The organism is Pseudomonas sp. F9001 (genome assembly GCF_013385435.1).
Lineage (GTDB): Bacteria > Pseudomonadota > Gammaproteobacteria > Pseudomonadales > Pseudomonadaceae > Aquipseudomonas.
Genome location: NZ_JACAPX010000009.1, coordinates 111,181 through 133,922, shown reverse-complemented (window position 1 = coordinate 133,922; position 22,742 = coordinate 111,181). Strand labels below are relative to the sequence as shown.

Below are 22,742 nucleotides of genomic sequence, written 5' to 3'. Positions count from 1 at the left end.
CTGCTGGACCTGGAGCGTAGCGGTCATGGGTAGATAAAGCGATTCACTACGCCTTCGAGCATCTCCTGGCGGCCACTCACGGCTTGTGGGTTCAGTTGGTGGCTGAAGGCATGCTCGGCCAGCGACGCCAGGCTGAAGTCGCCGCCAAGCACGGCACGCCCGAAGGATTGGTCCCAGCCGGCATACCGCTGGGCCTTGAACTGTTCGAGGGCGTCGTTCTGCACCATGGCGGCGGCGCGTTCCAGGGACAGCGCCAGCACGTCCATTGCGGCCACGTGGCCATGGAACAGGTCCACTTCGTCGAGGCTTTGGCGGCGTACCTTGGAGTCGAAGTTGTAGCCACCTCCCTTGAAGCCACCGGCCTTGAGTACCTCGTAGGTGACCAGGGTCAGCTCCTCGACGCTGTTGGGGAACTGGTCGGTGTCCCAGCCGTTCTGCGGGTCGCCACGGTTGGCGTCGATGCTGCCGAAAATCCCCAGGGACGCGGCGGTGGCGATCTCATGGTGAAAACTGTGGCCGGCGAGGGTGGCGTGGTTGGCCTCGATGTTGACCTTGATCTCTTTCTCCAGGCCGAACTGATGCAGGAAGCCAAACACGGTGGCGCTGTCGTAGTCGTATTGGTGCTTGGTGGGCTCCTGTGGCTTGGGCTCGATAAACAGCTCGCCGGTGAAGCCGATCTTGTATTTGTGCTCGACCACCATGCGCATGAACCGCCCGAGTTGCTCGCGCTCGCGCTTGAGGTCGGTATTGAGCAGGGTCTCGTAGCCTTCGCGGCCGCCCCACAACACATAGCTGGAGCCCTTGAGACGGTGGGTGGCATTCATCGCGCTGAACACCTGGGCCGCCGCATAGGCAAACACTTCCGGGTTCGGGTTACTGGCGGCGCCGGCGGCAAAGCGCGGGTTGCTGAAGCAGTTGGCAGTGCCCCACAGCAGCCGGATACCGGTCTGTTCCTGATGGCCTTCGAGCTGGTCGACCATTCGCGCAAAGTTGTCGCGGTACTCCGCCAGGCTTGCGCCTTCTGGGGCCACGTCGGTGTCGTGGAAGCTGTAGTAGTCGATGCTTAGCTTGGAGAAAAACTCGAACGCCGCTTCGGCCTTGCCGCGTGCCACTTGCAGGGCTTCCCCCGGTTGCTGCCAGGGCCGCTGGAAGGTGCCGGAGCCAAACATGTCACTGCCGGGCCAGACAAAGTTGTGCCAGTAACACGCGGCCATCCGCAGGTGCTCGCGCATCGGTTTGCCGAGGATCAGCTTGTTTGCATCGTAGTGCCGGAAGGCCAGGGGAGAGTCGCTATCGGGGCCTTCATAGAGGATTTTTTCGACCGCGGGAAAGTAGGGCATCGCCAGATCCTTGTTGTTATGAGTGCACGTTAACCTTGCCTCGATACTAGCAACGGCCCCCGGCCAACCGATTATGAAAATCACCAGAGCAGGGTTCGATTTTGAGTGGTTTTGCGCGCATAGTGGCTCGACATATCGCATGGAGCCGCCCCTGTGAAAACTGTCCCGCCTGTGCACCGGATTGCCCTGCTGTTCAATGGCAACAAGATCTACGATCGCGGCATCATCACCGGGATCGGCAACTACCTGAGCAGTACGCGGGTGTCGTGGGATCTGTTCCTGGAAGAGGACTTCGTCTGCCGGCTCAAGGGTATCGAGCGCTGGCATGGCGACGGGATCATTGCCGACTTTGACGACCCGGCGATGGGCCCGGCGTTGGCGGGTGTGCATGTGCCGGTGGTGGCGGTGGGCGGGTCTTATGAGGATGAGCGGGCCTACCCACGGCATACTCCGTATGTGGCCACTGACAATTTTGCTTTGATCAAGCTGGCCTATGAACACCTGATCGAAGCCGGGCTGACGCGCTTTGCCTGTTTCAGCCTGCCTGAAGCCGATATCAACCGTTGGGCCCAGGAGCGCGAAAAAGCCTTCCGCCGCCTGCTGGAGCGCGATGGCTTGCCGGTGGAGGTGTATCGCGGGCTCGGCACCAGCGCGCCGCTGTGGGACTCGGCGGTGGAGCAACAAATTGCCTGGTTGCACAGCCTGCCCAAACCCATCGGCATCATCGCGGTCAGCGACGCCCGTGCCCGCCAGTTGCTGCAGGCCTGCCTCACCGCCGGCATCCCGGTGCCGGAGCAAGTGGCACTGATCGGCATCGACAACGACCCCTTGACCCGCACCCTGACCCGCGTGCCGCTGAGCTCGGTGATCCAGGGCACTGAAAAAATGGGCCGCACCGCTGCGCGCCTGCTGCACCAGATGCTGCACGGTATGCCTTCGGCAGGCAGCCAGATCCTGGTGCCGCCGGAAGCGGTCAACGTGCAGACCTCAAGCCTGCACCAACCCCTCGGCCATCCCTACGTGATGCAGGCGCTGCATTTCATTCGCCAGTACGCCTGCCAGGGCATCAAGACCGCCCAGGTCGCCAACTACGTCGGCGTGTCGCGGTCGTCCCTGGAAGCGCATTTTCGCAGTGAACTGAACCGCAGCGTCCACGATGAAATCCTGCGCTTCAAACTCGCGGCTGCGGTTTCCAGCCTGGAAAATACCAGGGCCGCGATTGCGGATATTGCCTATGACTGCGGGTTCAAATCCGCGCAGTACCTGCACACGGTGTTCAAGCGCGAGTTCGGGTGTACGCCGAGGGAGTACCAGGTGGGGCAGGTCGAGCGCGATTCGAGCGATGTCATTTCTTTGTCGCCTTGAGTCCCTATTTTGTCCTGAGCCTCGCTCCAGAACTTCAAGGGATTGAATCGTCTTATGCCGACTCTTACACGCAGAACGTTGTTGCAAGCAGCTGCCATCGGATCCGCCTACACCCTGTTGCCCGATTCCATTCGCCAGGCCCTGGCGATCCCCGCCAACAACCGCACCGGCACCCTGATGGACGTCGAACATGTGGTGATCCTGATGCAGGAAAACCGCTCCTTCGATCACTACTTCGGCACCTTGCCGGGTGTGCGCGGGTTCAGTGACCGCTTCACCATTCCACTGCCGGGCGGGCACCGGGTGTGGGAGCAGCAGGGCGTTGGGCGGCGGATCCTGCCCTATCACCTGGACAGCTCCCGTGGCAACGCGCAGCGGGTCAGCGGCACGCCGCATTCCTGGGTCGATGAGCACGCCGCCTGGAGCAGCGGCCGGATGAACGCCTGGCCAACGTTCAAGACACCCACCTCGATGGGTTACTACCGTGAGCAGGAAGTGCCGTTCCAGTTCGCCCTGGCCAACACCTTTACCCTGTGCGACGCCTACCACTGTTCGGTACACGCAGGTACCAATCCCAATCGGCTGTTCCACTGGACCGGCACCAACGGCCCGACCGGTGCAAATGTGGCGGCGGTGGTCAACGAATGGGACGGCCCCGGTGCGGTGGGCGTGGGCTACACCTGGAAAACCTATCCCGAGCGCCTGGAAGAAGCGGGTGTGAGCTGGAAGGTTTACCAGTACCTGCCGGATAACTTTGGCGACAACCCCTTGGCCGGGTTTCGCCAGTTTCGTGCGGCCAGCGTCGCGGCCGGCAACCCCGCCGTGCCACCGAAAGACTTCAAGGATTTTGTGCCCTACAGCGATCAATTGAACGCCCGCGTGCCGTTGTACAAAGGCAATGGCAACACCCTGCCGGCGGTCAGCGGCAGCGACCTGGAATCGATCATCCAGGGCTTTCGCAAGGACGTGAACGACGGGCGCCTGCCACAGGTGAGCTGGCTGGTGGCGCCGGCCGATTACTCCGAACACCCCGGGCCTTCCAGCCCGGTGCAAGGCGGCTGGTTCACCCAGGAAATCCTCAAGGCACTGACCGCCAACCCGGACGTGTGGAGCAAGACCGTGCTGCTGGTCAACTACGATGAAAACGACGGTTTCTTCGACCACGTGCCGTCGCCGTCAGCCCCGTCCAAACGCCTGGATGGCAGCTTTGCCGGCAAGTCCACGGTGAAGTTCGACAGCGAGATTTTTACCCACCCGGCACCGCCCGGCTCTAGCCAGCAACCCGCGCCGGACGGCGGGGTGTACGGCCCCGGGCCGCGAGTGCCAATGCTGGTGCTGTCGCCGTGGAGCCGTGGTGGCTGGGTCAATTCCCAGGCGTTTGATCACACCTCCGTGCTGCAATTTCTGGAGAAGCGTTTCCACGTGCGCGAACCCAATATCAGCGCCTGGCGCCGGGCGGTGTGCGGCGACCTCACCTCGGCCTTCAACTTCGTCAACCCCAACACCGAGACCCTGCCGCCGCTGCACACCATCAGCCGCCAGGCCGCCGACTCCCTGCGTCAACGCCAGGAGCAACTGCCCCAGGTCGCCCTGCCGACGGTGGGCCAGCAACAGGCGCCGTTCCAGGCGCGAATGGCGCGGCCATCCCGGGCGCTGCCGTACCAGTTGAACGTTGAAGGCTCGGTTGACCGTCGCGCCAGTTCGGTGAGCCTGGACTTCTTCAACAATGGCGAACAGGGCGTGGTCTTCCACGTCTACGACCGCCTGCACCTGGACGAGGTACCGCGCCGCTACACGGTGGAAGCCGGCAAGCACCTCAGTGACACCTGGCAAGTCGCGGGTGCCTACAAGCTTTGGCTGTTGGGACCGAATGGGTTCCACCGTTCGTTCAAGGGGCACCTGCAGCGTCGCGAGCCGGAGTTATCCCTGGCGTATCACGGTGACACCTTGCTGCTGACCCTGGTCAACCCTGGCAAGCGTGCGGCCTCAATCACCATCGAGCGTTGCCCTTACACCAGGCAGGGGCCGTGGCTGCTCGAGATTGCGGGCGGCGGTCGTGTGCAGCGCACGTTCTCCTGCCAGCCCAATGGAGGCTGGTATGACTTCAAGCTACGCGACGAGCATGGTTGGGTGCGGCGGGTGGCGGGGCGAATCGAGACGGGGGCGCATAGCATCAGTGATCCGTTGATGGGCAAGCGTGGGTAAAGGCTGTTGATCTGCGGGGTGATTTCGTGGGCTTTTTCCCTGTTTTGTGTAGGAGCAGGGCTTTCTCCCCATGCAGCGCTTGAAACGCCACCCCTCTGGGCCATAGCCTCACGCTTTTCCTGACACTGAGGCCCGGCATTGGGTAAGCGAAAAACGGTTTGGCCCACGGAGCGGGAAGTTCGACTGCGCTTTATCCTGCTGGCAATCATTGAAACGGCCTGTATTCGAGGCGTTCCCATCGAACGCCTGCTGCTTTCATACATACTGTTGCGCAACAAGCCGACCCAGGAGCAACTTTGGGAGGCCATCAGCGATTGCCTGCTCCTCGATGAGATGCGTGGCTTTCGATTTGAACCCGGGTCGGAAGCCGATCGGTTGATGCGCAAGATCAGCAGCGAAATCAATCAGTCCTGACGAGCCACCAGCGCCGGCGTGCGCGGCGGCACCAGGCGCTTGCTGCCCGTCGACTCATAGGCCGATGCCAATCGCAGCAGCGCCGAATCGTCATACGCCCGGCCGGCAAATGTCAGCCCCACCGGCATGCCGATGTCGGCCATGACGCCCATGGGCACCGTCACTGTCGGCACGCCCAAATGGCGGATGGCGAGGTTGCCGTTGGCGACCCACACTCCGTTGCTCCAGGCGATATCCGCCGACGCGGGATTCACATCCGCATCCGCCGGACCTACGTCGGCGACTGTCGGAAAAATCACCGCATCCAGCCCCAGGTTATCCATCCAGTCTTCAAGGTCGATGCGTCGTGTCTGTTCCAGGCCGCGCAGGCCGTCGGGCACGGTGCTGATCCTGTCCCACGGCGTGATGCCGCGCTCGGCCATGCGCACGTATTCGTCCATGCCGGCGGCCAGGTCGTCTTCGCGGTTGGGCAGGGTGCCGGGGTCGTGGGGGAAGATCTTCGGGCCGTCGACATCCGCCAGGCGGTTCAGCGCAGGGTCGCCATTGGCCCGCAGGAAATCATCGAACGCCCAGGCCGACAGTTCCCACAATTCATCGTGGAGGAATTCCTTGGACACCAGGCCTCGGGTAAACACTTTCGGTGCGCCCGGGCGATCGCCTTCGCAATTGGAGACCAGCGGGAAATCCACCTCGACCACTTCTGCGCCGGCGGCTTCAAGTGCCTTGCGCGCAGCTTCCCAGAGCTCGATCACCGAGGCCCGGGTTTTGATTGGCTGGCCAGTAGGGCCGCCGATTCCCGGGGCGTCGCTGGTGCCTGCCTCGGGGTCGGCGTTGATGTACATGCGCGGCACGCCGAAGCGTTTGCCGGCGAGTGCATCGCCGGTCGCGGCCAGGTCTGCGTAGGATTGCGGGCGTACCGAGGCGACGCCGGGGATCGGCACCCAGGGTTGCATCCGCCACAGGTCGCCGCGTGTGTCGGGGTCTTCTGCGACCACGACGTCGAGCACTTCAAGCAGGTCGGCCATGGTCCGGGCGTAAGGCACGACCACGTCCATGGTCGGGGTCAGCGGCCAGTTGCCGCGCACCGAGATCACGCCACGGGACGGGGTGTAGGCACACAGGCCATTGTTGGACGCCGGGCCGCGCCCGCTGGACCAGGTTTCTTCCGCCAGGCCAAACGCCGCGAAGCTCGCCGCAGTGGCCGTGCCTGCGCCGTTGGAGGAGCCCGAGGCGAACGGTGCGGTGAGGTAGTCGGGGTTGTACGGGCTCTCGGCCCGGCCATACACGCCGCGCTGCATGCCGCCGTTGGCCATCGGCGGCATGTTGGTCTTGCCCAGGCAAATGGCGCCTGTTGCCCGCAGTCGCTCGATGGTGAACGCATCGCGGTAGGCAACCAGGTTCGCGAAAGCCGGGCTGCCGGAAGCGGCGGTGAGGCCCTTGACCAGGTAGCTGTCCTTGGCTGTGTAGGGAATGCCGTCGAGCGGGCCCAGGGTTGTGCCGCTGGCCCGGCGTGCGTCGGATGCGCGGGCTTCCTCCAGCGCTTGCGGGTTGCGCACCACCACCGCGTTGAGCGCGGTGGCAGTCGTGGGGACGTCGTAGGCGTCGATCCTGGCGAGGTAAGCCTCGACCAGTTCAACCGCCGTGGTCTGGCCGGATTCGAGCGCAGTGCGCAGCTGGGCAATGGAAACTTCGGTTACTTCGATCACGTGGTTATCGCCGGGTGCAGAAAAGGGGGAGGGCTTGAGTGCTGACTCAATCCAATCAGTGAAAGTAGCTTACTGATAGATTTTTCATAGCGCCAGAGAATGGCATCCCTTACTGTGGCGCCTCAATTTCCTTATCGATAACGGTGCTGTTTATGTCCGATGAAGTGCGGCTTGTCGTCATCATCAATACCCAGCCTGGCCGGGGTGCGGACCAGTTGGCGGCCTTTGCCGGGCTCGCTCCGCTGGTCCGGGCCGAAGCCGGTTGCATCCAGTACGACCTGCATCCGGTCGAGGGCAACAGCGACAGTTTTGTGTTGATCGAGACGTGGGCTTCAAAGGCGGCGCTCAAGGATCACCACGCAGCGCCGCACATGCTGGAAGCCGCGAAGCACAACCCGACATTCCGTGCGGGCCCCTCCAACGTATTGGTGCTGGAACCTGCCGTCCAGGCACGTTGACTTCAACCCGGCAGCTCAAGGGTTTATCATTGCCCCTTCATTTTTTGCTGCCCGGAAAGATTTCGATGTTGTTTACAAGGACTGTCATGGCGAGCGCACTGCTCGCCGTTCTGGCCACCCAGGCCCACGCGTCCAGCCTGGACCTGACCTACGAGGCACCTGTCCTCAGCGCTGTACCGCTCACGCCGCAGGCTGAGCCCAAACCGCGCTTTCCGGTCAAAAGCCTTGCGCCGGTGACCGTGGAAAACAGCTGCACCGGCCGCGAGTGCACCTACGAAGGCGACATCAGCCTGCCCCGTGAGGAGCAGACTGTGCGGCGTATTTCCATCGGTATTCAATAAAGCCGGCTGGCGCCTCAGACGATCCCATACCGGGGCGCCGGCTTGCCTGTTTGCGTGGCCGCAAACAACGCACCACGCGCCGCATCATAGGTCTCCCACAACGAACCATCGGCCACCGACGGCCAGGTGATCGTCTCACCCTGATCCAGCCCGGCCAGTGCCGCGTCCACCAGGTTTTCGGTGGTCATGACCGACTCCTGTTCCAGGGCGGAAAGCGGAATGCCCGACGCGTCCCAGATCTCGGTAGCGGTGGCTGCCGGCAACACGATCTGCACCTTCACCCCGGTTTCCGCCAGTTCCGATTGCAAGCCACGGCTGAATGCCAGGACATAGCTCTTGGTGCCGCTGTACACCGAGCTGACCGGCAGCGAGTGCACGCCCAACACCGATGCCACGTTGATGATCAAGCCTTCATTGCGCACCAGCATGCCCGGCAGCGCCGCGTGGGTCAGGCGGGTGAGGGCGGTGATGTTCAGGGCGATCTGGGTCGTGGAATCCTCGACCGAGGATTGAGCCAGCGGATGCAGGCGGGCCAGGCCGGCGTTATTCACCAGCACCTGGATCGCCGGGTTGCCGGCGAGCAGGCTTTCAACACGGGCCAGGTTCGCGGGGTTTACCAGGTCGGCGCCGATGGTCTGGACCTCGCGACCGTAGGCTTGAGTGATCTTCGCCGCCAGGGCTTCGAGGCGGTCTTCACGACGGGCGACCAGGATCAAGTCGTAGCCACGGGCTGCCAATCGGTCGGCATACACGGCGCCAATACCTGAAGAAGCACCCGTGATCAGGGCAATTTTTGTGGAAGCAGGGATCGACATGAACGGCTCCAATAGATGAGTACTCAACCAATATTGTTGAGGGCTCAAGTTATAGGCTTGGCGTTTGTCCTTGTCAATGGTTTAGTACTCAATCATTCTACCGGCATGGAGGATCTGAAAATGCCAACACACAAGACTGACAAGCCTGATGCCCGTGCCGACCTTTTGAGCCTGCTGGGGGACGTGGCGTGCACCAACAACGCACTGCGCCGTGCCGCCCGGCGGCTGGGCCAACTGTATGACGAAGCGCTGGCGCCGATTGGCCTGAAGGCTACGCAGGTCGGCTTGCTGGGTGAAATCGCCCGGTGGGCGGCGGTGGATGAGCAGGCAGGGCCGACGTTGCAGGAGCTGGCCGGACGCCTGGCGATCCTGATGTCGGGGCTGACCCATGCGATGAAGCCGCTGGTGCGCGACGGGATTGTCGAGCTGCGCCCGGATGCCCTGGACAAGCGCACCAAACGCTGCGTGCTCACGCCCAAGGGCGAAGCGCTGTTCAGTGAGGCGCTGGTGTATTGGGCGGCGGCCAATAACCGGGTAGAGGAGGTGCTGGGGCATGATTCGGCCGCGCAGCTGCGGGGCATGGCAGACCATGTCGCCTCCGAAGAATTTCTGGCGGACTACAACAGCCGATCCGCGCAGGCATAAGTCAGATCCTTTGGTTATTAGACAGACGCCGTTCGCCCATCCGATGCTGGGCCCCTCTCGATCAGGGGCTTTCCATGACCACTCAACGCCAACTGAAGCTGGGCGCGTTCATGCGTCCGGTCAGCATCCACACCGGCGCCTGGCGCTATCCCGGCGCTTACCGTGACGCCAACTTCAACTTCACGCACCTCAAGCAGTTTGCCCAAACCCTGGAGAAAGCGCGTTTCGATGCGTTCTTCATGGCCGACCACCTCGCCCTGCTCAACATGCCTATCGACGCGTTGAAGCGCAGCCACACCGCCACCTCCTTCGAACCGTTCACCTTATTGTCGGCCCTGAGCCAGGCCACCGAGCACATCGGCCTGGTAGCCACGGCCTCGACCACCTACGACGAACCGTTCCACATTGCCCGGCGCTTCGCGTCCCTGGATCACCTGAGCAACGGCCGCGCCGGCTGGAATATCGTCACCACTGCCAACCCGGATGCGGCGCAGAATTTCGGCCTGGAGCAGGCCTATGCCCACGACGAGCGCTACGCCCGTGCGCGGGAGTTCTACGATGTGGTCACCGGGCTCTGGGACAGTTGGGCCGATGATGCCTTCATCCGCGATGCCGACAGCGGTGTGTACTTCGACCCCGACAAGCTGCACACCCTCAATCACCAGGGCCGCTACCTCAATGTGCGCGGCCCGCTGCACATTGCCCGCCCGGTGCAGGGCTGGCCGGTGATCGTGCAGGCCGGCGCCTCGGAGCCGGGCCGGCAATTGGCGGCAGAAACCGCCGAGGTGATTTTCGTGGCGCCCGGCACGCTCGAGGAAGGGCGTAAATTCTATGCCGATATCAAGCGCCGGATGCTGGCGGTGGGGCGGCATCCCGACCATCTGAAGATCTTGCCCGGGGCGTTTGTGGTGGTCGGCGATACGCTGGAAGATGCGCGGCGGATTCGTGCGCATCTCGACAGCCTGGTGCATTACGAAAGTGCGATTGCCTCGCTGTCGATCGCGCTGGGTACCGACGCGACGAAGTTTGATCCCGACCAATACCTCCCGGCGATTCCCCAAACCAACGCCAGCCAGAGCTCCCGCGAACGGGTACTGGCGCTGGCTGATCGCGAACAGTTGACGGTGCGCCAATTGGCCCAGCGTCTTGGCGGTTATGCAGGTCTCTCGTTTGTCGGCACCGCCCACAGTATTGCCGATGAGATGCAGCAGTGGCTGGAAGAAGAGGGCAGCGATGGCTTCAACATCATGTTCCCGTGGCTGCCGGGCGGGCTCGATGACTTTGTGGCCAGGGTGGTGCCCGAGTTGCAGGGGCGCGGGATCTTCCGGCGCGAGTACGAAGGCTCTACCCTGCGGGAAAACCTCGGGCTGCCGCGTCCGGCGAACCGCTTCTTCGCCGAATGAGCGGGTATTTCTACCGCGGTTAGATCGTTTATTTCCTTCTGATTGGGGGCCATTCCCCAATCGCATATCCATCGCGCCGGTTTGACCCTGATAGCGGAGCCGGCCGGCGTGATCACGCCAAAGCATCTGTCATCGCGGAATTATCCGCTGCCGCGCCCCGGGAAATCCCCATGCAGCGTCTATTCCTGCTGCTGGGCCAGCGTCTTGCGCCGTTGTGCGGCCTCTCTAGAATCGGCCCCAGAACTTACTCATTTCCTGTCGATTACGGAGTTTCGAAGATGATGAACGCCATGCAGATGCCAATGAACAACGCGATGCCGATGATGCCGATGATGGGCATGCCGATGATGATGGCAACCATGACCTGCAAGATGACCGAAGAGGCCATGATGTGCACCATGAAGCCGGCCGCGGGCATGGACATGGCGATGTTCAAGAACAACGCCGAAATGATGGCGATGATGGTGAACTGCGGCATGCCGATGATGATGCAGTGCGCCAACATGTCGATGATGTGCATGTCTGAAGACGGCATGGCGATGATGAACAGCATGTCGGCCATGAACATGCCGATGATGATGCCGATGGGCATGCCTATGCCGATGATGAAGTGCGTCATGGAATGCAAGATGGAAGCCGACTGCATGACCTGCAAGATGATGCCGATGCCTGGCATGAGCATGGACATGATGAACAACTGCTGCATGCTGATGATGAAGATGATGAACGACTGCGCCATGCCGATGATGATGAGCTGCAACGGCATGCCGATGATGTGCTGCACCTGCTGATTGGTTTGGCGTGAAATCAAAAAGCCCCGGCGAGTGCCGGGGCTTTTTGCGTTTCAGTCCAGGCGTTCCGGGTAGGTGATCACCAGGAACGCCACCGCCTCACTGTCTGCGGGGTTGCGGTAGCGGTGGGGCTGGTCGGCGTAGAACAGGATCGAATCACCGGTGGACAGCAGGTAGCGTTCCTCGTTGACGCTGACTTCCAGCACGCCCTGGGCCACCACCAGGTTTTCCTGGATGCCGGGCCCGTGACCTTCTGAAGTTTCCTCGCCGAGGGCCTTCAGGCGTATCTCGTAGAACTCCGACTGGCGCGCCATATCGTAGGGAAACAGCGCCCGGCTGATGAAGCTGCCATCGGCGCTCACCAGGCGTTTGCTTTGTTGCGCCGGCAGCAGTTCAACCCCTTCGAACGCACGGTTCTCCAGGAACGCCGCCACCGACACTTTCAAGCCTTTGGCGATCTTGCACAGCACCCTGATCGACGGCACGCTGCGCCCGGACTCGATCTGCGCGAGCATCGCCCGGCTTACGCCGCAGTTGCGCGCCAGGGCATCCAGCGACAGGTAGCGTTTACTGCGCAGGCGCTGCAGGTTCTGCGCGACGCACTGGCCGATGGCGTCATCGTCGCCGCTGTTACAGTCCTTGGGTTTGGTGGGGAGGTCGGGCACTTCGGGTATCGCATGCAGGAAATTCATCGCCTCACGCCCGGCGGGTATCGCTGGACGTGGTGACGTGTGCGGTAAACAGCGCGACCCCGGCCCGTGCCGCATACATCGCCCACATCAGTTCAGCCGCTGCGCGAGCCTGGCGGCGTTTGCGGTGGAGGGTGAAATCGATGACGGTGGCGGATGTTTGCATGACGTAAATCTCTGGGGACTCAATGGCTCTACAGTAATCGGTGCCGCTTATTTCCATAAATACTGAGTTTGCATTTGGTAATTCTATTTTGGACTTAACGCCGATGGGGGCCTGTGCGTTCATCATTGGTGACCCGCCGCGCTTCACGGGCTTCCCACCACAGACCTTGTGCCGGACCGAGCCCGTCGCAAAAACGAATTCCAAGGATTTACCCCCATGCCCCCCGCGTTTCCGTTCACCTCCCGAAAAGCCTGGCCCTTGCTGGGCTTTGGCGCCGCCCTGAGCTTCAGCCCGGTTTCCCAGGCCGACGACACATTGCAACTGGCACCCGTCGAAGTCAGCAGCGCCGAACTCAGCGCCGACGAACTGGCCCAGGCCCAGCTCAAGAGCGTGCCCGGCGCCACCAACTACATCGACATGGGCAGCGTCGATCAGGGACGGGTGAGCACCAACGAGGACGTGTTCAAGTACCAGGCCGGTGTTTATGCCAAGGCGGCAAACAACGAAGGGGTGAAGCTTTCGATCCGTGGCTCGGGTATCAACCGGGGCCCGGGCGCCCACGCTTCCGGCCTGTATGAAACCTTCGACGGCCTGCCACTGACCGGCCCGGGTGGCACGCCCTACGAACTCAAGGACCCGTTGTGGCTCAGCCGCGTTGAAGTGCTGCGTGGCGCCAACGGTTTTGACCAGGGCGCATTGGCCCTGGGTGGGGCAGTCAATTACGTGACCCACACCGGCTACGACGCGCCCAGGCTGCAAGTACGCTACGAAGCCGGCAGCCATGGCTACGGCCAGCGAGAGATCAGCTCGGGCCAGGTGCTGGGGGATGCCGACTACTACATCAGCCTCACCGACTCGCAATACGACGGTTTCCAGGACCACAGCGCCGGCAGCGGCAAGGGCATCGCGGCCAACTTCGGCTACCGCTTCAACCCCGACCTGGAAACCCGCTTCTACTTTCGCTACCGCGAAACCGACAACGATTCCCCCGGCAAACTGACCCGCGACCAGATCAGCCACGACCCGCGCGCCGCCGCCAGCCTCAACGTGGCGCGAGACTCGAAACGCACGCAACCGGGCTCGACCTGGATCGCCAACAAAACCACCCTGCACCTGGACGACAACGCCCGGGTCGAGGTCGGGCTGGCGTATCACGATTATCCGATGGACCTGCGCGAGGGCACCAATCGTCTCAAGGTTGCCTACACCGACGTCAGCGGCACCCTGAATTACATCCGCCAGGACACATTGTTCGGGCGTGACAGCAAGACCACCCTCGGCCTGCGCACCACCCAGGCGATGCCGAACAACGGCGGCTCGGAGTTCGTGCGGATCCCCACCGGCAATACGGCGGGCTACGCGCCCGGCACCAGGACCCGCGACTACAGCTACCTGGGTTCGGACAGCGTGCTGCATATCGGCAATGATCTGGAACTGCTGTCGGACCTGTGGCTGACCACCGGGCTGGCGGCGATCTACACCCGTCGTGAAACCGAAGTCAGCTACCCGCAGACCCACACACCCGTCAGCCAGCACGATTGGGATTACGCACCAAGGGTTGGCCTGCGCTACGACTTCAGCCCCCAATTGCAGGTGTACGGCAACCTGAGTCGCTCGGTGGAACCGCCCCATGCGTGGTCGATGATCTGGGGTTCCAACAAGTACTTCCCCGTGGGCAGCGGCCCGGCCAGCGGTTTGCAACGTGAAGGGGTGAAGCTGAAAAACCAGACCGCCACCACCCTGGAAGTCGGCGGTCGCGGTGAAGCGTGGTTCGGTCAGTGGGACCTGGCGCTGTACCGCTCCGAGGTGCGCCACGAACTGCTCAGCGTCGAAACCCAGGCCGCGACGTCCACCACGTCCGCAATAATCGCCGAATCCAACGCCAGCCCAACCGTGCACCAAGGCCTGGAGCTGAGCCTGATCAGCCCGCTGTGGGACGGTGGCCGCACGGGCCAGCTCGCCCTGCGCCAAGCCTACACCTACAGCGACTTCCACTACCGCAACGACGACCGCTTCAGCGACAACACCTTGCCCGGCATCCCCAGGCACTACTACCAGGCGCAATTGCGCTACAGCCACCCTAGCGGTTTCTACACCAGCCTCAATGGCGAACATTCATCGCGGGTCGCGGTGGACTACGCCAACTCCTACTACGCGGCGGCCTACACACTGCTCGGCGCGACGCTCGGGTACGACGCGCCGAAGCACGACTGGCAAGCCTGGGTCGACCTGCGCAACCTGACCAACCGGCGTTACGCGAACACGGTCACGCCGGGTTATGACGACAAGGGGCTGGACGTGGCGCGGTCGACGCCGGGGGATGGCATGGGGGTTTACACCGGGGTTTCCTGGAGCTGGCGTTAATCCGTAAAGTGTTTGATGTTGGCAGTGGGTGATTGCGGGCAAAGCGTACGTTCAGCGAACGAAGGCTGCATGCACCAGGCGCTGCAGCTGCGTTCGCTCCCACAGGCTCATCAGATCGAGCGGATTGGTGCCGTAACGTTGCCAGGTGTCCAGTGAACCTTGCCTGTTATCCGGTGCAATACAGCGCAGGCAGCACTCCAGAGCCGTCCCGCAGGTTGACAGCGTGACCTGCCAGCCGTCGATGTCGACAACCATTTGCTCGTCGCTGGAGCTGACGGGTTTCAGCGTTCGAACCTCTAATGCCACGTCCTTGAGCAGTTGATAGGCCTCGCGGGTGGAGACCGTGTTGGCGAAGGTTGTCATGCGTGATGTCCTTGTATGAGTCGCAGAAGTGTTGCGTGCGCACTGGTCGCTTTCAAGGTGGGCACAGCAAGTCGCAGATTCATTGCAACCCATCACTCCATCCTTGCTCCCCCTTCGTTTTACTGTCATCGTTCGCGCAATTGGTAATCTTTCTTGTTTGAGAAATTTTTGCGCATGCATGACTTTCCTGTAGCTGATGGTGATATAGCCCGTCGCCAGCAGACCATCACCACCCTCTACAGCGACCATCATTCCTGGTTGCACAGTTGGCTGCGCAAGAAACTCGGCTGCTCGCAACATGCCGCCGACCTGGCCCACGACGCGTTTATCCGCATCCTGCTGCTGGCCGATCCCCATACCATCAAGGAACCCCGCGCCTTCCTGGCCACCACGGCGGGGCGCTTGATGATCGATGGCGCGCGTCGGCGGCGCATCGAAAAGGCCTACATGGAAGCCCTGGCGATCCAGAGCGAAGATGCCGGCATGCCGGACCCGGCGGCGATTCATGTGGCACTGCAGGCCCTGGAACGCATTGCCGAAATGCTCATCGGCCTGCCCGCCAAGGCCCGCGAGGCATTCCTGCTCAGTCGCCTCGACGGGCTGACCTACAGCGAAATCGCCGAACAACTGCAGGTGTCTTCCAGCACCGTGAAGAACTACATCTCCAGTGCGTTGGTGCATTGCTATCACACCCTGCACGGGGCGGACCCGCTGTCGTGAGTTCCGAGCAGATCATCAGTGAAGCCGCCCGCTGGCTGACGTTGTTGCACGACGACCACGTGACCGAGGCCGACCGCGCGGCCTTCGAGAAATGGTGCCAGGCCGATCCACGGCATGCCGTCGCCATCGAGCGCATGCGCAGCCTGTGGGGCAGCCTCGACGAGTTGCCCGCCGCCCCGGCGCGCATGGCCCTGAACCGTGCATTTGCCCCACAGAAAACAAGGTTTGCCGCCCGTAGCACCCAGGCCGTCGCGCTGTTGGGTGTGTTGCTGTGCGGCTGGGCCGGGATTGAGCGCCTGCCGGTGTGGATGGCCGACCAACGCACCAGCGTGGGCGAACGGCGCCAGGTGGCACTGACCGACGGCAGCCAGGTGCAGCTCAACAGCAACTCGGCACTGGACGTGAAGTTTGACGGCCACCAACGGGTGATCGAACTGTTGCAGGGCGAGATGTGGGTCGAGGTGGCCAAGGACGCGCAACGGCCGTTCGTGGTGCACACCGACCAGGGCACGGCCACGGCGTTGGGCACGCGGTTCCTGGTGCGCAAGGCCGAGGATGGCGCGACCGTGGTCACCGTGATCGAGTCCACCGTGGCCGTCAAAGGCACCGTTGCGGGCGACGTGAAAGTGCCGGCGGGGCAGAAGTCCACGCTCCAGGACGGCCGTGCCGGCACCCCACAACCCATCGGCAACGCCGACCCGGATGCCTGGACCCGTGGTTTGCTCAAGGTCGACGACCAGCCCCTGAGCGAGGTCCTGCAAACCCTCGCCGGTTACCGCCATGGGCTGGTGCGCTTTGATCCGCAGGCGCTGCAAGGGATGCGCGTGTCCGGGGTATTCAAGCTCGATGACACCGGCGCGGCACTGGCGTCGCTGGCGGATAACCTGCCGATCAAGGTGGAGTACTTCACGGATTTGGTGGTGGTGATCAAGCCGCTGTAAAAAGTCTGAATAAAAACTGCTCTCATTCATACCCGATTTTCCGACATGGCCGTCATGACTAATAGAACCCCCATTTCCCAGGACTTCTCATGTCGCGCCTTGCTCGTCCTTTACAGCCATTGACCCTTTCAGTGGCGATGGCGTTTGCCGCCGTACCCCTGCTGACCGTTCAAGCGTCCTACGCGGCTGAAAGCGCTGCGTTCTCCATTCCCGCCGGTGACCTGAGCCAGGCCCTCAACAGCCTCGCCGAACAGGCGGGCCTGGTATTGGCCTTTGATTCGAGCCTGACCCGTGGCAAACACAGCAATGGCCTGAACGGGCAATACAATACCGACGCCGCCCTGGCCCAAGTGTTGGCCGGCAGCGGCCTGCAAGCCCTGAAGATCGCCGACGACCGCTACCGTCTCGAAGCCATCCCGCACACCGATGGCGCCATGGAGTTGCAGGCCACCACCATCAGCGGCGCGTACCAGTCGGAAAGCCCCACCGGCCCGGTGTCTGGCTACGTGGCCACCCGCAGCCTGTCGGGCACCAAGACCGACACCGCACTGATCGAAACCCCGCAGTCGATCTCCGTGGTCACCAAAGACCAGATGCGCGCGCAGAACGCCGAGAGCCTCAACCAGATCCTGCGCTACAGCGCTGCCGTGATCCCGGAAACCCGTGGCTCCACCGCCTCGCGTCTCGACCAGTTGACCATCCGTGGCTTCACCCCGGCGACCTACCTCGACGGCCTGCGCATGCCGTCGAGCCGGGATGCCCTGCCGCAAAAAGACGCCTTCGACCTGGAGCGCGTCGAAGTGCTGCGCGGGCCGGCGTCGGTGCTGTACGGGCAGGGCACCCCCAGCGGCGTGATCAACATGGTCAGCAAACGCCCGCTGGACACGCCGTTCCATGAAGTCGGCGTCGAGTACGGGACCTTCAACAAGAAGCGCACGACCTTTGACTTGAGTGGCCCGCTGGACGACCAAGGCGTTTATTCCTACCGCGTTGCCGGCCTGTTCGACGATGCCGACGGGCAGATCGACCACACCGAAACCCGGCGTCAATCCCTGTCCACCGCCTTCACCTGGCGCCCGGACGACAACACTTCGCTGACCTTGCTCGGGCATTTCCAGAAAGACCCCAAGGGCGCGTCCTACGGCTCGATGCCAGCCTGGGGCTCGGTGCTGCACAGCCCGACGGGGCGCAAGATCGACGTGGATTTCTACGACGGCGAAAAAAGCTTCGAGAAGAGTGACCGCGAGTATTACTCCATCGGCTACGCCTTCGAGCATCACTTCAACGATGTCTGGACCGTGCGCCAGAATGCGCGCTACCTGCGCAGCGAAGGGCAATACCGCAGCCTCTACAGCAACTACCTGGAGAGCGATTACCGCACCATCCGCCGCTCGACCATCGCCAGCGACGTGAATATCGACGCCTATGCCCTCGACAACCAGTTGCAGGCCAAATTCGACACCGGGCCGTTGCAGCACACCGTGCTGATGGGCGCCGATTACCAGAACACCAGCACCGACACCAAGTCGGGCAGCGGCGTGTACACGGCAGGGCCTACGCTGGATATTTTCGACCCGGTCTACGGTGCGGCAGTGCCGGTGCCGGCGTACACCAGCGACGCCACCTCGCGCAGCGAGCAAACCGGCGTGTACCTGCAGGAACAGATGAAGTGGGACAAATGGGTGCTGTTGATGGGCGGGCGTTATGACTGGGCCAGCACCGACAACAGTACCCTGGCGATGACCACCCAGAAAAAGACCAAGTCGTCCCAGGACAGCAAGGCCTTCACCGGCCGCCTGGGCCTGGTCTACCTGTTCGATAACGGCCTGGCGCCGTATGTCAGCTACTCGGAATCCTTCCAGCCGCAATCCGGCACGGGCTACGGCGGTTCGACGTTCCAGCCGACCGAGGGCAAGCAGACGGAAATCGGCATCAAGTACCAGCCGCCGGGCAGCAACAGCTTCATCACGGCTGCCATTTTCGACCTGCGCCAGACCAACGTACCGACGCTGGACCCGGATGCTTCCCACCTGTGCAACGGCTCGCGCTGCCAGATTCAGGACGGTGAAGTGCAATCCCGCGGGTTTGAACTGGAAGGCAAGGCCAGCCTGAACGACAACCTGGATATCACTGCGGCCTATGCCTACCTGGATAACCGCATCAGCAAATCCAACAACACCGTGCGTTATGCGCCCATCAGCGACATCGGTGTCGGCCCGGCCATTGCGGCCGAAGGCACCACCACCTACGCGGTTCCGCGTCATACCGCGTCGGCCTGGGCGGATTACACCCTGCACGACGGCACGCTGAAGGGCTTCGGCGTAGGGGCCGGTGCGCGCTATGTCGGTTCTTCCTGGGGCGATACCGCCAACACCCTGAAGGTGCCGGGCTACACCTTGTTCGATGCAGCGGTGCACTACGACATCCCGCACATCAACCGTCAGGGTGACAACCTGCGCCTGGCAGTGAACGCCACCAACCTGGCGAATAAAGAGTACGTCGCGTCCTGCTATTCCTACTCGTGGTGCTGGTATGGCTCGCAGCGTACCGTGCAGGCCAGTGCGACGTATCAGTGGTAAATAAAAAGGCCTAGGCGAAAGGATTCGGGAGCAGCATCGCCAAGACCGAAAAACGTTAGTTCGCCACCGGCTCAATCAGCTTGGAAACCACCGGCGCCTGCCACTGCTCCAGGGCATCAATCAGGGCGCCGGGGTCTGCGTTGAACATCAGCATCCGGCTGTGTTCGACCTTCATGAAGCCCTCCTGCACAGCGTGATCGAGCAGGGCGCGCAGCGGGTTGAAGAACCCCGCCGTATTCAGGCACGCCACGCCCTTGTGGTGTTCGCCGACCTGGGTCAGCGTGGCCGCCTCGAACAACTCCTCCAGGGTTCCCAGCCCGCCGGGCAAGGCAATGAAACCGTCGGCGCAGTCGCTCATGCGTGTCTTGCGGCTGCGCATGTCTTGGGTCACTTCATGGTGGGTAAGCCCGGCGTGGGAATGGCCGCGTTCATGCAGCAACTGGGTGATCACGCCGACGACTTCGCCACCTTCAGCCAGCGCAGCATCCGCCACCACGCCCATCAAGCCCTTGTGGGTGCCTCCATAGACCAGGCGAATGCCGCGCCGGGCGATTTCCCGGCCGAGGGCCTGGGCGCCATTCGCATAGCGCGGGTTGAAGCCGAAATTGGTACCGCAGAAAACTGCGAGGCTGCGCAGGGGAGTGGGCATGGGCATTCCAGGCGGGTGAGGACAGGCTGTCCAGCATGGCGCCACTCGCCGGTGGGCAGAAGAGCCAAGAACCGGCTGGCGGATCAGGCCATGAGTGCGTCCAGGATGCGTTTTCCAAGGGCTTCGGCGATGGCCTCGGACTCGATATTGGCAAAGCCCAGCAGCAGGCCGGGGCCGGTCTGGCCTTGAATATTCCAGTCGCTCAAGGCTTCGGCATAAATGCCGGCCTGCGCCAGGCGTTCCACGCACAGGCGGTCTGACTGTTGTGCATTGAGGCGCAGGATCAAGTGCATCCCGCCCGGCTGGGCGTCAATCGAAATATGCTCGCCCAAGGCCTTGCGCAAGCCCCTGGCGGTGGCCTCCCGACGCTCACCGTAGAGTTTGCGCATGCGCTGGATATGCCGCGCAAAATGCCCCTCGGTCATAAACGTTGCGACGATCGCCTGGGTCAACTCCGGGCAGCCCCCGAGGAAGGTCTGGCTGACATGTTCGAAGCGTTCCACTTGAGCTGCCGGCACCACCAGATAGGCCAGGCGGATGCCGGGGAACAACACCTTGCTGAAGGTTCCGGCGTACAGCACCCGGCCGTCTCGGTCCAGGCTCTTGAGGGCCGGCAGCGGGCGGCTCACGTAGCGGTATTCGCCGTCGTAGTCGTCCTCGATGATCCAGGCCTGCTGGCGACTCGCCCAATCCAGCAGCTCCAGGCGCCTGGGCAAGGCCAGCGAGACACACAGCGGGCTTTGATGGGCCGGCGTGACCACTGCGGCGCGGGCGCCTTTGCCCTGTTGCACGGCCTGGGATACCTGCATGCCATCCGGGTCCACCGGCACCGGTATGGCCTTGATATTCAGGTAATCCAGCAACGGTCGGGTGAACAAGTAGCCTGGGTCTTCCACCAGCACCCGATCGCCCGGTTCCAGCAGTGCATGGGCGATCAGCCCCAGCGTATTGCGATAGCCCGAGGTGACGAAGACCTGCGCCGGCGAACAGTGGATGCCCCGGGCGACCTGCAAGTAGCTGGCAATCGCCGTGCGCAGCGAGTGCAGGCCGAACACGCACGGGTTGGCCATGTCGGCGACCTGGGTGGCCCGCACGCAGCGGGCGGCGATTTTCGACCAGATCTTGCGAGGGAACGCATCCAGTGCGGGCAGCCCCATTTGAAACGGCAACACGGCGGCCTTGTGCCGCACGGCATTGTGGTCGCTGGCCGTCATGGGGCGCTCCGGCAGGCTGGCCTTGATCCCTTCAGCCACCACCGTGCCGGCCTGGCCTCGGGCCTGGATATAGCCCTCGGCTGCCAGCAGCGAATACGCCGTGTCGATGGTGCCCCTGGCCAACCCCAACTCCTTGGCCAGGGCCCGGGCTGCGGGTATGCGTTCGCCCGGTTTGAGCAAACCGTCGGCAATCGCGCTGCGGAACCGCCAATAAAGTTGCCGGTAAATCGGCTCCGCGGCGCCGGCGTCCAGCGGTGAAAAGGCCTTGATCGAAGTGCTCATCCGGCGGCGGGTCCTGTTCAGGTGGCGAAATAATCGTGCAGCGCCTGGTCGGTCTGGCGGCGCGTCTGGGCCAGAGTTTCCGGGCGGGAAGCGGTGCCTTCGACGGTGAAGAAGGTCACGTCATGCAGGCCGATCATGCCCAGTATGGTTTTCAGGTACGGCGTCAGGAAGTCCGGCTGGTGCGCGCGCTCCCCGGAAAACCGCCCGCCTGAGGCGATGGCGACGAACACTGGCCGGTCCTGCAACAGGCCGATCTTGCCCTGGGCCGAGATATCGAAGGTGCGGCGCACCCGTGCGATGTGATCGAGCCATAGCTTGAGGGCCGCGGGCACCGAGTAGTTATGCATAGGGGTGGCGATCACCACAATGTCGGCCAGCTCCAGTTCCTGAACAAGCCGCTCGGACTGGGCCATCGACCCCTCGGACGAGACGTCCACGAGGGACTGCTGGGACGTTGCATAAGGCTCGTCCACCGGTGCCAGGGCATTTGCGGCAATGCCGCGCTGGATCACCTCGGCGTCCGGGTGCCGCTGGCGCAGGCATTCAATGATCTTGAGGGAGAGGGCATTGCTCTCCGACGCTTGCCCGCGAGGGCTGGCACTGACATGGAGGATATTCATGGTGCGTTGCTTCCTGGATGGATGGCCCTCAGTCTACGAACCCCATGACCCATGCCAAAGGGCCAAGAATCATGATTCAGAGTAGGCCATGTCCGCGGGTTCATGGCCTAGTGCTCAAGCCCGATCATGGATCTTTCTGGGTGGGCCATGGCGTCGCAAGATGGCGGCTTCATCCAACCGCTACAGGACTTCACCATGACAACGCGTCTCGACTACTCCAAAGCTTCCCCTGAAGGTTACAAGGCGTTCGGCGGGGTTTACGTCTACCTGCAAAACAGCGGCCTGTCCAAGGAGCTGATCGACCTGGTCTACCTGCGGGTTTCGCAAGTCAACGGCTGCGCCTTTTGCATCGACATGCACTCGCGGGACCTGCTCAAGCAAGGCCTGGCCGTGGACAAGCTGGTGCTGGTGCCAGTGTGGCACGACGCTGGCGCAGTCTTCACCCAGCGTGAGCGCGTGGCGCTGGCCTTTGCCGAAGCCGTGACCGCCAGTGATGTTTCGGACGCCGACTATGCGGCAGCGGCCGCCGAGTTCAGCGACAAGGAACTGGCTGACCTGACCTACGGCATCGCCTTGATGAATGCCTTCAACCGACTGGGCATCACCTTCCGTACCACGCCAGCGGCGGCTGCCAAGGCATAGCCAACGCTGATTCGGTGTGGCGGGGCTGCT

Annotated in this window: 22 protein-coding genes; 12 read left to right on the top strand and 10 right to left on the bottom strand. The window is 62.8% G+C overall.

Annotated features, from left to right (window positions below; all coding sequences use genetic code 11):
- Positions 1-23 precede the first annotated feature (23 nt).
- Positions 24-1,340, bottom strand: coding sequence for a xylose isomerase (gene xylA / locus HX818_RS07780; RefSeq protein WP_177019763.1), 1,317 nt, complete (start codon positions 1,338-1,340; stop codon positions 24-26).
- A 153-nt stretch (positions 1,341-1,493) separates the two neighbouring features.
- On the opposite strand from xylA, the gene HX818_RS07775 reads away from it, so the two are divergent.
- From HX818_RS07775 to HX818_RS07765, 3 genes are all read left to right on the top strand, one after another.
- Positions 1,494-2,705: a DNA-binding transcriptional regulator gene (locus HX818_RS07775; protein ID WP_003219663.1), complete on the top strand. Its 1,212-nt coding sequence runs from the start codon at positions 1,494-1,496 to the stop codon at positions 2,703-2,705.
- Between the two features lie 54 nt (positions 2,706-2,759).
- Entirely contained in the window at positions 2,760-4,910 is a 2,151-nt protein-coding gene (locus HX818_RS07770; protein WP_177019762.1) for a phosphocholine-specific phospholipase C, read from the top strand.
- A 138-nt stretch (positions 4,911-5,048) separates the two neighbouring features.
- The gene (locus tag HX818_RS07765) at positions 5,049-5,324 is read left to right on the top strand and encodes a hypothetical protein (protein WP_008436022.1); all 276 of its coding nucleotides are present in this window, start codon (positions 5,049-5,051) and stop codon (positions 5,322-5,324) included.
- On the opposite strand, the gene HX818_RS07760 is transcribed toward HX818_RS07765, so the two are convergent.
- A complete protein-coding gene (locus HX818_RS07760) occupies positions 5,315-7,030 on the bottom strand; it encodes an amidase (protein ID WP_177019761.1) in 1,716 nt (571 codons plus the stop codon). The two genes, HX818_RS07765 and HX818_RS07760, sit on opposite strands and share 10 nt — an antisense overlap.
- A 152-nt stretch (positions 7,031-7,182) precedes the next feature.
- On the opposite strand from HX818_RS07760, the gene HX818_RS07755 reads away from it, so the two are divergent.
- Both HX818_RS07755 and HX818_RS07750 read left to right on the top strand, forming a co-directional pair.
- Positions 7,183-7,488, top strand: a complete 306-nt coding sequence (locus HX818_RS07755) for a putative quinol monooxygenase (protein WP_003219672.1) — start codon at positions 7,183-7,185, stop codon at positions 7,486-7,488.
- Positions 7,489-7,574: 86 nt separating this feature from the next.
- Positions 7,575-7,829 carry a hypothetical protein gene (locus HX818_RS07750; protein ID WP_003219674.1) on the top strand — a complete coding sequence of 85 codons (255 nt, stop codon included), beginning with the start codon at positions 7,575-7,577 and terminating at the stop codon, positions 7,827-7,829.
- A 14-nt stretch (positions 7,830-7,843) separates the two neighbouring features.
- Here the strand turns inward: HX818_RS07750 and HX818_RS07745 are convergent, their stop codons facing one another.
- On the bottom strand, positions 7,844-8,644 hold the full coding sequence (locus HX818_RS07745) for an SDR family oxidoreductase (RefSeq protein ID WP_177019760.1): 801 nt from the start codon (positions 8,642-8,644) through the stop codon (positions 7,844-7,846).
- A 120-nt stretch (positions 8,645-8,764) separates the two neighbouring features.
- On the opposite strand from HX818_RS07745, the gene HX818_RS07740 reads away from it, so the two are divergent.
- Positions 8,765-9,289: a MarR family winged helix-turn-helix transcriptional regulator gene (locus tag HX818_RS07740; protein WP_177019759.1), complete on the top strand. Its 525-nt coding sequence runs from the start codon at positions 8,765-8,767 to the stop codon at positions 9,287-9,289.
- Positions 9,290-9,363: 74 nt separating this feature from the next.
- The gene (locus HX818_RS07735; protein WP_003219678.1) at positions 9,364-10,692 is read left to right on the top strand and encodes an LLM class flavin-dependent oxidoreductase; all 1,329 of its coding nucleotides are present in this window, start codon (positions 9,364-9,366) and stop codon (positions 10,690-10,692) included.
- Positions 10,693-10,954: 262 nt separating this feature from the next.
- Here HX818_RS07735 and HX818_RS31450 read toward each other — a convergent pair whose 3' ends face one another.
- From HX818_RS31450 to HX818_RS07720, 3 genes are read right to left on the bottom strand one after another with little or no spacing between them, the layout of a single operon-like run.
- On the bottom strand, positions 10,955-11,476 hold the full coding sequence (locus HX818_RS31450) for a hypothetical protein (RefSeq protein WP_177019771.1): 522 nt from the start codon (positions 11,474-11,476) through the stop codon (positions 10,955-10,957).
- 60 nt (positions 11,477-11,536) lie between these two features.
- Entirely contained in the window at positions 11,537-12,175 is a 639-nt protein-coding gene (locus HX818_RS07725; protein WP_177019758.1) for a helix-turn-helix domain-containing protein, read from the bottom strand.
- Between the two features lie 4 nt (positions 12,176-12,179).
- A complete protein-coding gene (locus tag HX818_RS07720; RefSeq protein ID WP_003219684.1) occupies positions 12,180-12,338 on the bottom strand; it encodes a hypothetical protein in 159 nt (52 codons plus the stop codon).
- Positions 12,339-12,554: 216 nt separating this feature from the next.
- Between HX818_RS07720 and HX818_RS07715 the strand changes: the two genes are divergently transcribed.
- Positions 12,555-14,702, top strand: coding sequence for a TonB-dependent receptor domain-containing protein (locus tag HX818_RS07715; RefSeq protein ID WP_177019757.1), 2,148 nt, complete (start codon positions 12,555-12,557; stop codon positions 14,700-14,702).
- Positions 14,703-14,753: 51 nt separating this feature from the next.
- On the opposite strand, the gene HX818_RS07710 is transcribed toward HX818_RS07715, so the two are convergent.
- Complete coding sequence (locus HX818_RS07710; protein ID WP_102605590.1) at positions 14,754-15,065, bottom strand: hypothetical protein; 312 nt, start codon at positions 15,063-15,065, stop codon at positions 14,754-14,756.
- Positions 15,066-15,239: 174 nt separating this feature from the next.
- Between HX818_RS07710 and HX818_RS07705 the strand changes: the two genes are divergently transcribed.
- The 3 genes from HX818_RS07705 to HX818_RS07695 all read left to right on the top strand — a co-directional run bounded on the left by HX818_RS07705 (position 15,240) and on the right by HX818_RS07695 (position 19,305).
- Positions 15,240-15,785: a sigma-70 family RNA polymerase sigma factor gene (locus HX818_RS07705; RefSeq protein ID WP_177019756.1), complete on the top strand. Its 546-nt coding sequence runs from the start codon at positions 15,240-15,242 to the stop codon at positions 15,783-15,785.
- Positions 15,782-16,726, top strand: coding sequence for a FecR family protein (locus HX818_RS07700; protein ID WP_008435992.1), 945 nt, complete (start codon positions 15,782-15,784; stop codon positions 16,724-16,726). Before HX818_RS07705 ends, HX818_RS07700 begins: the two co-directional genes overlap by 4 nt.
- A gap of 89 nt (positions 16,727-16,815) precedes the next feature.
- Positions 16,816-19,305, top strand: a complete 2,490-nt coding sequence (locus HX818_RS07695) for a TonB-dependent siderophore receptor (protein ID WP_177019755.1) — start codon at positions 16,816-16,818, stop codon at positions 19,303-19,305.
- A 55-nt stretch (positions 19,306-19,360) separates the two neighbouring features.
- Here HX818_RS07695 and HX818_RS07690 read toward each other — a convergent pair whose 3' ends face one another.
- The 3 genes from HX818_RS07690 to HX818_RS07680 form a co-directional block, all read right to left on the bottom strand.
- Complete coding sequence (locus tag HX818_RS07690; RefSeq protein WP_177019754.1) at positions 19,361-19,960, bottom strand: TIGR00730 family Rossman fold protein; 600 nt, start codon at positions 19,958-19,960, stop codon at positions 19,361-19,363.
- A gap of 77 nt (positions 19,961-20,037) precedes the next feature.
- A complete protein-coding gene (locus tag HX818_RS07685) occupies positions 20,038-21,450 on the bottom strand; it encodes a PLP-dependent aminotransferase family protein (protein WP_102369409.1) in 1,413 nt (470 codons plus the stop codon).
- 17 nt (positions 21,451-21,467) lie between these two features.
- Positions 21,468-22,070 carry an FMN-dependent NADH-azoreductase gene (locus HX818_RS07680; RefSeq protein WP_087693030.1) on the bottom strand — a complete coding sequence of 201 codons (603 nt, stop codon included), beginning with the start codon at positions 22,068-22,070 and terminating at the stop codon, positions 21,468-21,470.
- A 195-nt stretch (positions 22,071-22,265) separates the two neighbouring features.
- On the opposite strand from HX818_RS07680, the gene HX818_RS07675 reads away from it, so the two are divergent.
- A complete protein-coding gene (locus HX818_RS07675) occupies positions 22,266-22,712 on the top strand; it encodes a carboxymuconolactone decarboxylase family protein (protein ID WP_029615984.1) in 447 nt (148 codons plus the stop codon).
- The last annotated feature ends 30 nt before the right edge of the window (positions 22,713-22,742 follow it).